The organism is Streptomyces sp. NBC_01431, from assembly GCF_036231355.1.
Taxonomy (GTDB): domain Bacteria; phylum Actinomycetota; class Actinomycetes; order Streptomycetales; family Streptomycetaceae; genus Streptomyces.
Map to the genome: position 1 here is coordinate 347,477 of NZ_CP109496.1, position 12,456 is coordinate 359,932.

General features: G+C 67.6%; 8 protein-coding genes and 2 pseudogenes. 6 read left to right on the forward strand and 4 right to left on the reverse strand.

From position 1 onward, the window contains the following. The first annotated feature begins 1,729 nt into the window (after positions 1-1,729). Positions 1,730-3,433 (forward strand): S53 family peptidase, encoded by a 1,704-nt coding sequence (locus OG522_RS01825; protein ID WP_329461131.1) that lies wholly within the window; start codon positions 1,730-1,732, stop codon positions 3,431-3,433. Positions 3,434-3,536: 103 nt separating this feature from the next. On the opposite strand, the gene OG522_RS01830 is transcribed toward OG522_RS01825, so the two are convergent. Together OG522_RS01830 and OG522_RS01835 are read right to left on the reverse strand one after the other, a co-directional pair. Next, on the reverse strand, positions 3,537-4,133 hold the full coding sequence (locus OG522_RS01830; RefSeq protein WP_329461132.1) for an NADPH-dependent F420 reductase: 597 nt from the start codon (positions 4,131-4,133) through the stop codon (positions 3,537-3,539). Between the two features lie 42 nt (positions 4,134-4,175). Then, on the reverse strand, positions 4,176-4,994 hold the full coding sequence (locus OG522_RS01835; RefSeq protein ID WP_329461133.1) for an inositol monophosphatase family protein: 819 nt from the start codon (positions 4,992-4,994) through the stop codon (positions 4,176-4,178). 136 nt (positions 4,995-5,130) lie between these two features. On the opposite strand from OG522_RS01835, the gene OG522_RS01840 reads away from it, so the two are divergent. Both OG522_RS01840 and OG522_RS01845 read left to right on the forward strand, forming a co-directional pair. Then, positions 5,131-6,036, forward strand: a complete 906-nt coding sequence (locus OG522_RS01840; RefSeq protein ID WP_329461134.1) for a LysR family transcriptional regulator — start codon at positions 5,131-5,133, stop codon at positions 6,034-6,036. Positions 6,037-6,696: 660 nt separating this feature from the next. Then, entirely contained in the window at positions 6,697-7,461 is a 765-nt protein-coding gene (locus OG522_RS01845) for a hypothetical protein (protein ID WP_329461135.1), read from the forward strand. Positions 7,462-7,522: 61 nt separating this feature from the next. Here OG522_RS01845 and OG522_RS01850 read toward each other — a convergent pair. Next, a pseudogene (locus tag OG522_RS01850) lies at positions 7,523-8,140 on the reverse strand (IS5 family transposase); the annotation flags it as partial. Between the two features lie 523 nt (positions 8,141-8,663). Between OG522_RS01850 and OG522_RS01855 the strand changes: the two are divergent. From OG522_RS01855 to OG522_RS01865, 3 genes are all read left to right on the forward strand, one after another. Continuing rightward, positions 8,664-8,990: a hypothetical protein gene (locus tag OG522_RS01855; protein ID WP_329461136.1), complete on the forward strand. Its 327-nt coding sequence runs from the start codon at positions 8,664-8,666 to the stop codon at positions 8,988-8,990. Between the two features lie 122 nt (positions 8,991-9,112). After that, positions 9,113-10,480, forward strand: coding sequence for an ammonium transporter (locus tag OG522_RS01860; protein ID WP_329461137.1), 1,368 nt, complete (start codon positions 9,113-9,115; stop codon positions 10,478-10,480). Between the two features lie 39 nt (positions 10,481-10,519). Further along, positions 10,520-11,866, forward strand: a complete 1,347-nt coding sequence (locus OG522_RS01865; protein WP_329461138.1) for an ammonium transporter — start codon at positions 10,520-10,522, stop codon at positions 11,864-11,866. Positions 11,867-12,064: 198 nt separating this feature from the next. Here OG522_RS01865 and OG522_RS41160 read toward each other — a convergent pair. Next, positions 12,065-12,183 (reverse strand): annotated as a pseudogene (locus tag OG522_RS41160) (alpha/beta hydrolase); the annotation flags it as partial. Positions 12,184-12,456 lie beyond the last annotated feature (273 nt).

The window sequence follows — 12,456 nt, forward strand, 5'->3', positions numbered from 1 at the left end:
TGTACCCGCCACGGCGGGACATGGGCGGCACCAGGAGACACCACACACGTTCCCGGGCCCCCAAGAGCGGCGCTCGGACGGGACCACGCAGAGCAGCGGTTACCTGATGCCGCGGAGTGACGGCGAAGAACACAACAGGAAGGACCGACTATGGCCCGGACTACTGTCCATCCCGCCTCCCCCCGCTCACGAGCACCCAGCGCTCACCATCGCCACTGACACCAACAGTCGGCGGCGCTCGCACCACACGGCCCGCCCTCGCCAACAGTGGCTCAGACGAACACGGTGCGCCTCCGCAGCATACTGGAAACACTTGCCTAATTGCGCAAGCGGCGCTAGACCCGGGCCGTCGAACGAATCGACGCCCTGCGCCCGCTCCGAGTCAACCCGCCCCGCATGAACAGCTGTTACACGACCTCGCCGCTCGCCCTCCAGAGCCACGACGCCCCAAGCCTCGTTGCATCCGCGCGAGGTGTCGCTTGCTGGTCAGGGGACAGCATGAGCGGTTGGATCCCGTCCATGGGTTGCCACCCTGGGGTTGAGCACGACCTGTTGGGCTGCGCACGGTGCAGTAGGAGTACCGGGGCCGGTCGGCGATGGCCTGCATCGAGAGGCGGCGGCGCAGTACGCTCCGGACGATATGCCGCCGCTGAAGGGGCGGCTCGCAGATAAGAACGCAGGGCAGATGCAGAAGGCGCGCGCCGTCCCCTGGCGCGAACTGGGCCGCCCGGATCTGACCCCTGCCCTGTTGACCAGCAGGCCCGAGGAGCACTCCTGGCCCTCTTCGAACGCTACTCGTGAATTCCGTGGCAGCAGCGACCGCTACGAAGGCTCCCTGCCGCCCACGGGCAGTTTCGCCGGTTCCGGGAAGAGGACCTCAACTGCGCCTGGCACGCCACCTCACCACCCTTGCACCTGACAAGACAGCAGGAACGACAGGGAACTTGGAGTCAACCCCCGAAGAACTCCCGGGGCCAACCGCTTAGGGATGCCCAGCCCTCGCCCGAGTCGTTCGACATGCCAAACCTACGAAATCCGCCCGGACTCCCACAAGTTGGCGGCCAATGCCATCAAGCCGCTCGAACTGAAAGCGCGAAGTTGGGTGTCGCGGGCGGCTGAAGGACTTGACGCCTTCCGTCCGAATTCCGGCAAAGCGGGGCTCCAACTGCCCTTACGGTTCAAAGCAGTTGAGCGGTCGGCTTCGACGCTCCGGTCAACGAGTGGTCAAGATCATCCCATGCATTTCTGTTTACCGGTTCAGGTACAGGCCAATTCCCGTCCAGTCGCGGGCAACGACCTGCTGGACATTTACCGGCTCTGGCCCTGATCTGTCCGTCCTGTTCACGTTCCCGTAACGAGTTGAGGGGACGAACCCGAGGTCACACTGTTGACCGGTGCTCGTCAAGTCTGCTTTGCTTCCGCCCAGCGAACGTGCCACCACAACCCGTGGTGACAGTTCGTTAGATAAACGGGGTTCGCGTTTCGGTCCGGGGGCTCACTTCCCTGTCTGCGGAGAGAGTAATTCCCCGCGAAATGACCACCGCACGCCCAGGGGAATCCCCTGCGCAATCGCGGTGCCGCTTTTCGCTGCTCTCTTCACGCTGATATTTCGGCGGGGTGGAGTGTCTGTTTCGGCCGTGGCCCGGTATGTCGTTCGCCACTGTCCAGCCGAAACGGTCACAGGCGTCGACCGACGCGCGGTGACCGGTACGAGAGAGGCCCCCCACCCATGGGTATCCCCCATATATCAAGAGCCGCGCAGCGGACCGCCCTGACCGGGCTCGTCTCGCTGGCCTTCGCCACCACCGGCCTGGTCGCAGCCGGTTCGGTCCAGGCCGCCGACGCGTCGGCCTCGACCACCCCGCACGTCAAACGGCTCTGCTCGCAGCCCACCAAGCACCGGCTGATGGCCTGCAAGGCACTCGCCCGCACCGACATCGTCCAGCCGCACGCGCTCACGGTCAACGCGGTCTCGCCGCTAGCCGTGCCGTCCGGCTACGGCCCGTCCGACCTGCTGAGCGCCTACAACCTGCCCGCGAACGGGGGTGCAGGTGCGACGATCGCCATCGTCGACGCCCAGGACGACCCCAACGCCGAGTCCGACCTGGCCGCCTACCGCAGCCAGTACGGCCTGCCCGCCTGCACCACGGCCAACGGCTGCTTCAGCAAGATCGACCAGAATGGCGGCACCAACTACCCGACGGCAGACGCCGGTTGGGCGGGTGAGATCTCCCTGGACCTCGACATGGTCTCGGCGGTCGCCCCCAACGCCCACATCCTGCTGGTCGAGTCCAGCACGGCCAACATGAGCGACCTGGGCACCGCGGTCAACACCGCCGTCGCCCAGGGAGCCAAGTACGTGTCCAACAGCTACGGCGGCTCTGAGGACTCCTCCGACCTCACCGCGGACAACCAGTACTTCAAGCACCCCGGGGTGGCGATCACCGTATCGGCGGGCGACTCCGCATACGGCGCCGAGTACCCGGCGGCCTCCCAGTACGTGACCTCGGTCGGTGGCACTGCCCTGAAGCGGGACTCCAGCGCCCGTGGCTGGTCCGAGTCGGTGTGGCACACCAACAGCACCGAGGGCACCGGCTCCGGCTGCTCGGCGTATGACCCCAAGCCCAGCTGGCAGACCGACAGCGGCTGCTCGAAGCGCGCCATCTCCGACGTGTCGGCCGTCGCCGACCCGGCCACCGGTGTCGCGGTGTACGACAGCTACCAGGCCAGCGGCTGGAACGTGTACGGCGGCACCAGCGCCGCCGCGCCGATCATCGCCGGCGTCTACGCGCTGGCCGGCACGCCCGGCACCGGCGACTACCCGTCGAAGTACCCGTACGCGCACACCAGCGCGCTCAACGACGTCACCGTGGGCAGCAACGGCACCTGCTCGCCGAGCTACCTGTGCACCGCCGGCTCCGGCTACGACGGCCCGACCGGTCTCGGCACCCCGAACGGCACCACGGCCTTCGCCACCAGTGGGAGCACCAGCGGCGGCAGCGCACTGACCAACGGCACCTTCGAAGCAGGCACCCTAAGCGGCTGGACCTCCACCGGTTCCGCCACCGCCACCACCGACGCCGCCCACACCGGCAGCTACGGCGCGTTGGTCGGCTCGTCCAGCCCGACCAACACCTCCTCCATCGCCCAGACCTTCACCGCGCCGACCGGCAGCTCCAAGGTCTCCTTCGCCTACGACATGACCTGCCCCGACACCGTCGCCTATGACTGGGCCACCGCCACGCTGAAGGACAACACGACCGGCACCACCACGACCGTCCTGCCCAAGACCTGCACCAACGGCGCCGGTTGGAAGGCCGTCTCCGGCTCCCTGACCGCGGGCCACAGCTACACCCTCACGCTCACCAGCAAGGACGACGACTACGCGGGTGACGAGACGTACACCTACTACGACGACGTGACCGTCTCCTGACACCAGACTGACGTGTGACGTCACCGGTACGCCCTCTGGACCCCTCTCCCGCCGGTTGCGGGAGAGGGGTTTCCTGTGCGTGGCCCTCGCTGCGCTGTGCGGATCAGCGGGCGATCGAGATCGCGAAGGGCGCGAACCCGCTGGACCGAATCACGTGCGGTACGAAGAGTATTGCGGCCTCCGTGGCGCGGGCGGTCCGGATCCCGCCGAGGTCGGTGATCCATTCCGTGCGCCAGCCGAGGTCGGTGAGCAGTTCGCGGACGGTCTGCTTGGCCTGTGTGTCCTCGCCGGAGAGGAACGCGGTCGGCGGCTGAGTGAGTGCGGCCGGTGCGGTCATCACCGGGAAGAGCATGGTGTTGAGCGTCTTGACGACGCGCGTTTCGGGGAGCGCTTCCTGGAGTTGCTCGGCGAGGCTTGAGCCCGGGTAGATCAGGTCGGCGGGCAGTCCGTCCGGTCCATCGACGGTGGCGTTGGAGACGTCAATGAGGATCTTGTCCCGTAGTTCCTCGCGCAGGGCGACGAGCCGGTCCAGCGAACCGGCGCCCGGGGTGGCGTTGATGACGACCTCGGCTGCCCGGGTAGCGCCGGTGGCGGCGCCGGGCGAGCGGTCCGCCACCGTCACTTCATGTCCAGCCCGGGTGAGAGCCGTGGTCAGGTTGCCGCCGACGCGGCCGTTTCCGAGAACTGCGATCGTGGTCATGACGTGTGGTCCTTCCGTACGGGTGAGTGGTGGTGTGCGCGGTCAGCGCGAAAGCGTGGCGACGGCCTGGGCGTGGATGCCGGGCGCGGTGGCCAGGAAGCTCTCGCTCTGCGGCGTCCAGGGGCGGCCCTGGGCGTCGGAGATCCGTCCGCCGGCCTCGGTGACGAGCAGCACTCCGGGAAGCAGGTCCGCTCGGGCGCCGGCGAACTGCCAGAAGGCGTCGATCCGGCCGGCGGCAACGTTCATCAGGTGCAGGGTGGCGGGCACGGCGGTGCGGACGACGAGCGCGTCGAAGAGCATCGCGGTGATCGAGGAGCCGACGCGTCGCACGACCTTCTCGTCCTCGTCCGGCCGGGCCTGACTGGTGGCCACGATGCTCAGGCCGAGGTCCGTGGTTCGGGAGACGTGCAGCGGCCGGCCGTCGAGGTGGGCGCCCGCGCCGGCAAGCGCGGTGTAGGTCTCGCCGGTCAGCGGCAGGTGGACCGCGGTGAGGACGGGCTGGTTCTCGCGCACGAGGGTGGCGGTCACCGCCCAATCCGGCAGGGCGTGCAGGTGGTTGACGTTGCCTTCGGCCGGATCCACGACCCACCATTCGCCGGGCGGCAGCGCCCCGCCGTCGAGCTCGTCCTCCACCCAGCCGGCCTGCGGGCGCAGGTGCGTGAGGCGGGGGCGCAGGATGTCGAGGGCGGCGTCGTCGTTGGCGGCGAGCGCGCGCATCAGCTCTTCGCGACTCGGGTGGTGGACCACGTCGCCGAAGCGCTCGCGCAGCGCGGAGCCGGCTGCGCGCAGGGCGGACGCGGTCTGGGCGAGCAGGTCGGCGTCAGTGGCGGCGACGTCGGTGGTCTGGAGCGATTCGGACATGGTGGTGCTCCTGTCTAAGGAGGGGGATGAGGCCGGTCAAGCCAACTGGGCGTTCCGTCGTGCGCTCTCGTGATCGAAGATATGCAGCACCACCATTAACTTCAACTGCATGTCAGGAACCCTTAGAGTTACTCGCATGCAATTGGATTTGAATCTCCTCACCGCGCTCGACGCGCTGTTGGAGGAGGGCAGCGTGGCCGGTGCTGCCGCGCGGCTTCATGTCACAGCCCCCGCGATGAGCCGGAGCCTGGGCCGGATTCGGCGCACGACCGGGGATCAGATCCTGGTGCGCACCGGCCGAACAATGACGCCGACGCCGTATGCGATCGCCGTCCGGGAACAGGTGCACGAGCTTCTGCACCAGGTCCAGGGAGTGCTGGCACCGAGCCGTGACCTCGATCTGGCGACGTTGGAGCGCACCTTCACGCTCCGCTGGCACGATTCCCTGGTCGCATTGAGCGGCCCCGCACTGCTCACGGCGGTACGCGAACAGGCGCCGGGGGTGCGATTGCGCTTCATTGCGGAATCGAGCATCGACACCCCCGAGTTGCGGCGCGGCGAGGTCGACCTGGAGGCGAACGCCAACCGTCCGAGTGCACCGGACATCCGGGCCGAGAACGTGGGCGAAAGCCGCCTGGTCATCGCCGTGAGACAGGGGCATCCCCTCACTCGCGTCACAGCCGTCACCGCACAGCAATACGCTGCGGCTGAGCACGTCACCGTCTCTCGACGCGGAAACCTCAGCAACGCTCTCGATGACGCCCTCGCCCGGCTCGGCCTCACTCGCCGTGTGGTGGCGACCGCGCCCACCGAAACGGCCGCGCTGGAGTTCGCGCGCGGCTCCGACCTCCTGGTCAGCGTCCCCGAAGCCACCACGCGCTCCGAGGGCACCGACTTCGGCCTGGCCCTGCTCCCCCTCCCGCTCGAACTGCCGTCGGCACCGGTCTACCTGTCGTGGCATCAGCGCTACGACACCGACCTCGCTCACGCCTGGCTGCGCGGGCTCGCGCGCACCACGCTGACCACGTGCGTGGCCTCGTAGTCGGCGACTCCGCACACGCAACCCCGGGGTTCGCCAATCGAGCGGCACTCCGGGTGAGACGCACACCCGAACGGTTCCGTGGACGCCGCGCCATTCACAGGGCCATCAGCAGTTCCAAGAAGGCCAGGTAGCGGGCGCGGCCGATGTTATGCGAAGCGCTTCGACAATCCTGCCCCCAGGTGAAAGAAATATGTTTTCCTGCGCAGACCCTTGCTGTTCAGGTGCCTCATTATTACTGTCCACGCAAACGCAAGCGCTTCGACATCTTTACCTCACCGAGTCCAGCTATCCCGGTGCTTGAAAGTAAGGGGCCCGAGCACCGTTCCCGCAGTTCTTGAGCGCGCCACCTCGACGACACGAGCCACCCACCATCGCGAGCAGTACCGCATGCGAACAGAGCGAAGGTGTCAACCCGTCAGCTGATCGACCGTCTCGGCCGCCTCGCTTTCGGCGGGGACTCCAACTGCGAGCAGCGGAAGGAGTCACTTCGCGCAGGGCCGGCCGTCTAGCCGATCAGTCGGCCGACTGCGCAAGCGCTTCGGACGGGGCTGGGTCGCGCCGCCCCGAGCCCGAACTCGCCGGTGAGCGACACCTCGCGGCGCCAGAGTCCGCCACCAGACCGGGGCGCGGAACCGCCCATCGCCGTCCTTGGAGGGACACATGAGATGGCAAACGCGTAAATCCATCAGCAGTAAGTCGGCCGGGTTCGGCCGGCTGGCCCTGATCGTCGCCGTGATCGCCGGGTTCCTGAGCTTCGCGTCGCCGGCACAGGCCCAGGGGGCTTCCACCTGTGACCAATGGGGTCAGTACACGCAGGGCACCTGGACGATCTACAACAACATCTGGGGCGAAAACCACGGCACGCAGTGCCTGACCGTCAACAGCATCAAGTCCTGGTACGTCGATGCCAACCACTCCGGCGGCGGGGTCAAGTCCTACCCGAACACCTCAGTCCAACCCCAGACGCCGCTGTCACAGTTGAACTCGGCGGGCTTCTGGTACAACACGTCGTCGGCTCCCGTCGCCGGCAGTGACTACTGGGACTGGACGAGCGACATCTGGTCGGCCGGCAACCAGGACGAGATCATGGTCTTCACCAGCTGGTCCGGGAGGGCAGGCGGCTGGGGACGGCAGATCGCGTCCAACGTGACCATCGGCGGCGTCCTGTACTCGTCGGTCTGGCAGGCCAATCCCGGCTGGAACGTCCTGCAGCTCATCCCCGCCCAACAGAGCAACACCGGCACCATCGACGTCTCGGCGGTCTGGCGATGGGCCGCGTCGCAGAACCTCCTGCGCAACACCACCTTCGAGACGATGCAGTTCGGCCTTGAGATCACCTCGACCAGCGGCGTGCAGAAGCGGTACTCGCTGAACGCCTACAGCGCCTGGTGGAACAACGCCTCCGGCGGCGGATCAAGCATCTAGCCGCAATACGCGCGACGCGACGGTGCGCTACGTCCGCACATGGGGACGAACGCCAAAGTCCACGAAGCCGGCCGCCAGCGGCCACGCAGACATGCTCCAGAACGGGCATGAGCTGGGGGTCGTCGCCGTAGTGTCCGGGCATCAGAACGAGGGTGAGGGGGCGGCACCGTCCGTCGGCGGCGAGGTGGATTTTGGCGGTGAATCCGCCGCGGGAGCGTCCCAGGCACTCGCTGATCGGACCACTCCCTCCAGCCGGACGGCCAGCTTCCGCCGTACCGGATCGACCTGGTTCGTCCCCCGGCCGACCCCCTGTTGGGCGTCAGTGGCCGCCGGTGTCTTCCTCGCACCGGCGGCGTGCTGGTGAGCCCGCGCCGTTGTCGAGTCCACCGAAACGTCCCAGTCGATCTGACCCGCGGCTTCCCCAGCGGCCTGGATCCGGTCCAGCAGCATCGTCCACGTTCCATTCGCGAACCAGCGGCGATGGCGTTCATGGACGGTCCACCATGGCCCGAGCCGCTCCGGTAGACCCCTCCACTGCACGCCCGTCCGGACCCGGTGGAGCACCCCATTGATCACTTCACCGGCCCCCACGAGCCTCGCCAGGAGGCAGGAACGACTCCAGCCGGTGCCACTCCCCGTTCGTCAGATCCCCAGACCCATACGTACAGCGCGGCCTCAACACCCCACCTCTGTCCGGAGAAGAGCCATCACCGTGCTCAGGCCGAGGATGCCAGCCGCTGCGGCAGAGCGTCGTTGTCGTCGTGGCTGGACGGCCTCGTCAAATCGCCAGCCACAGCCCGTGCTTGCCCGTCGGCCCGGGACTTTGCCGGAACGTACACGGTCAATGGCAAACCATCCTTGACCGTCGCATATCAAGTGGAAGCCGATGATTTCCATCAACTGCCCGTTGGCCAGCTCGTTTTCGCTCGCGGCCATGGATAAAGAAAAGCCCAAGCCCTTAAGTCATGCGTTGACGAACCCCATGGTCACCCTTACGTTGCATCTCAAACGGAAATAGCTTTCCGTAATGCGGAATATTCCCTCAATGGATGCCGCCCACCTCAACGCGCGGACGTCTCCCCGCCCGCAGAAGGAGCGCCTCCATGAATCTCGCTCCACTGGAGATCGACAAGCTCTGCGTCAACGTGGTCGCCACACTGGCCTGTCGGCGCCCTGGTCGTGATCCGATCGGCGCCTGAGAGATGAGACCGACTCCCCGATCCCGCCTGTGGCACCCCCGGCACGCCGCCCTTGTCCTGGTCGAAGGGCACGAGAGCGCCCAGGCCAACAGCCTCGACCCGCTCGCCGACGATCGGCTCGCATTCCGCGCCAACTCCGTGGGCCGGGATCTCACACATGCGGTCACCGCCGCGCACAACTCACGGTGCCACCAGCGCACCGTGGTCAACGCCGCTCACTCGGTCAACGTCCTCGCCACGGCGACCATGCCCACCGAGTACCCCGGGGCCCAGCTCAGCGTCGTGGCACCCACTCCCCCACGGTTACCGCAGCCGTACACCGGCTCCTGATGCCGTACGCCGGGTCCTGATCGGCATACCGGCCCCGGTGATGCGCACGCCGCCCCTCACACTCCTTTGCCTGACCGCCACCGTGCCGATCAAGCACGGCGACCCAACACGGAAAGACTCGGATGCCCACCACTTTCGATACGGGCAACACAGCGTGGCTCATGGCGAGTACCGCCATGGTGCTGCTGATGACGCCCGGCCTCGCCTTCTTCTACGGCGGCATGGTCAAGACCAAGCACGTGCTGGTCATGCTCAAGATGAGCTTCGTCTGCCTGGCCCTGGTCACCCTGCTGTGGCTGGCGATCGGTTACAGCCTGGCGTTCGGCAAGGACGTCGGCGGCTGGGGCCTGATCGGCTCCCCGGCCCACTGGATGATGCACGACGTCGGGATGACCAGCCTGAACGGTTCCATCCCCACCGTCATCTTCTCCGGCTTCCAGATGGCCTTCGCCATCATCACCGTGGCCCTGATCAGCGGCTCCATCGCCGGTCGCGCGACCATGCGCGGCTGGCTGTGGTTCGTCGTGGCGTGGACCCTCTTCGTCTATGTGCCAATGGCGCACTGGGTGTTCGCGTCCGACGGGTGGGTCACCGCCCACCTCGGCGCTCTGGACTTCGCCGGTGGTATGCCGGTGGAGATCAACTCCGGTGCGGCCGGCCTCGCTGTGGCGATCGTGGTCCGCAAGCGCAAGGACTTCGACCGGGAGACCATCCGACCGCACAACCTGCCGCTGGTCGTTGTCGGTCTCGCGCTGCTGTGGTTCGGCTGGTTCGGCTTCAACGCCGGCTCCGCGCTGCAATCCGGTGGCAGCGCGCCGATGGCCTTCCTCAACACTCAACTCGCAGCCTGCGGCGCGATGGTCGGCTGGCCGCTGATCGAGAAGTGGCGGCTCGGCCACGTCGAGATGCTCGGTGTGGCGTCGGCGGCCGTCGCGGGAATGGTCGCCATCACCCCGGCCTGTGGTGAGGTCTCGCCGATCGGCGCCCTGGTGATCGGCTTTGTCGCGGGCGTGGTCTGCGCGTTCGCGATCAACCTCAAGTACAAGCTGCGCTACGACGACACCCTCGACGTGGTGGGCGTGCACGGCTGGGGCGGCATCGTCGGTGTCCTGGGTATCGGCCTGTTCGCCACCTTCCAGATGAGCGGCAAGAAGGGCCTGTTCTACGGCGGCGGCGTCGACCTGCTGTGGCGCCAGGCCGTCGGCGTGGTGGTGTGTGGGGCCTTCTCCTTCGGCGTGACCTGGCTGATCGCCCAGGCCATCGAGAGGACGGTCGGCTTCCGGGCCGCCGAGGACTACGAGCATGTCCCCGGCGCGGAGGAGGAGCAGGCGTACGACGACGAGACCATCGCCGAGATCAGCCGGCGGCTGGTGCAGGCCAGGGTCCCGGTCGCCGTGGGCGCGGAGTCCGGTTCCGGCAGCTCCGACGCCGACGCCGAGCTGCTGGCCGAGCTCCGTGAGGTCCTCCAGCGACGGGAGCAGGAGAAGTGACGACCACTCACCCCCAGCCCGTCGAATCGAGGAACTGACGTGTCCCACATCTTCGACACGGGCAACGCCTCCTGGCTGATGATGGCCGCGGCCATGGTGCTGCTCATGGCCCCGGGACTGGCCTTCTTCTACGGCGGCATGGTGAAGACCAGCCAGGTCATCACCATGCTCAAGATGTGCTTCGGCTGTGTGGTGGTGGTCAGCATCATCTGGTTCGCGATCGGCTACACCCTCGCCTTCGGCAAGGACGTCGGCGGGCTCGGGCTGATCGGCGGGCTCGGCCATGTCTTCATGTCCGGCGTGGGCCTGGAGAGCCGCACCGGCGACATACCCACCGTGACCTTCTCGGTCTTCCACATGTCCTTCGCCATCGTGACGGTCGCGCTGATCAGCGGCTCGGTGGCGGGCCGGGCCACGATGAAAGGCTGGCTGGTCTTCGTCTGCGCCTGGACGCTGCTCGTCTACGTCCCGATGGCGCACTGGGTTTTCGCGCCGGACGGATGGGTGTCCAGGCAGCTCGGCGCGGTCGACTTCTCCGGCGGTACGGTGGTCGAACTCGCCTCCGGCGCGGCCGGCCTGGCACTGGCCGCGGTCGCCGGGCGGCGGGAGGACTTCGAGCGCCAGCCGATCCGCCCGCACAACCTACCGCTGGTGGTCATCGGCCTGTCCCTGTTGTGGTTCGGCTGGTTCGGCTTCAACACCGGCTCCTCCCTCGGTGTACCGGGCGCGGCCGCGATGGGCTTCGTCAACACCCAGTTCGCCGCCGGTGCCGCCATGGCGGGCTGGGCGGTGACCAGCTACTGGCGCACCCGCCAGGTCGGTCTGCTCGACATCAGCATGGGCGCCGTCACCGGCATGGTCGCGATGACCCCGGCCGCCGGCGACGTCACCCCGTTCTGGGCTGTCGCGATCGGCTTCCTGGCGGGGCTGACGTGCGCCTTCGCGATCAGCTGGAAGTACCGCTTCGGAGTTGACGACACCCTGGACGTGGTCGGCATCCACGGCTGGGGCGGCCTGTTCGGCATGGTGATGGTCGGCCTCGCGGCGACCGGAACCATGACCGGCAAGAAGGGCCTGTTCTACGGCGGCGGCTGGGACCTGCTCGGCAAGCAGCTGGTAGCCGTACTGGTCATCGGTCTGTTCTCGTTCGCCATGACCGCGCTGATCGGCAAGATGGTTGACCGCACCATCGGTCTCCGCCAGTCGCACGGCGCCGAGGAACACGAGCAGGTCTACCAGAACGACTGGGACGTCCAGTTCAAGGAGATCGCGGACGCTCTCCGCGGCAGCGGTCTCGACGAGGGCGCGTCAGAGCCGGATGCGAGCGCCCTACTCGACCGGGTCCGCCGCATCCTGGCGGCAGACCCGGAGCAGCTGCGGGACTGATCACCTGAAGGTCAGCATCCACCATGGGCTGCCTCCCGAGTCACGGCTCTCGCGGCAGCCCACTGCTACGGGGCCGGGTCTCGTCGTCATGGGCCCCAGGCTGCTTCGGGTCCTCGGTGACCATGACGACGGCCGGCGTGCCGTCCGCGCGACGGTGCGCCTGCCGACAATCTCGCCCGTACTGGTCAACCCGGCTGCGTGGCCGCAGCCCGGCAGCACGATCGGCTCGCGGTGCGGGTTGGGCATCAACTCGGGGAGCATTGCGACGAGTTCAGGCTACCCGGGAAGGCCGGGACCAGGTCACGGTGGCCGCGCAGACCAGCCCTTCCGAACCCAAGACATCACGCTGAGGCCCCATCAGGTGGGGGCCGATGATGCCGTGGTGCGTAGTGCTGGTGCTGGTGCTGGTGCTGGTGCTCCTACGATGAAGCGGATTCCGCGGGACGGTGTGCAAGCCACGGTGGCGGGTACGCCTCATCAGCAGGTTCAGCATCGTCATCCAGCTCACCGCGCGCGCGAGCAGCACGGCCAACCGCTCCAGCCCGCCCGGCCAGCGCGGCGGCCACAGCCTGCAACATCCCACGCGCAGC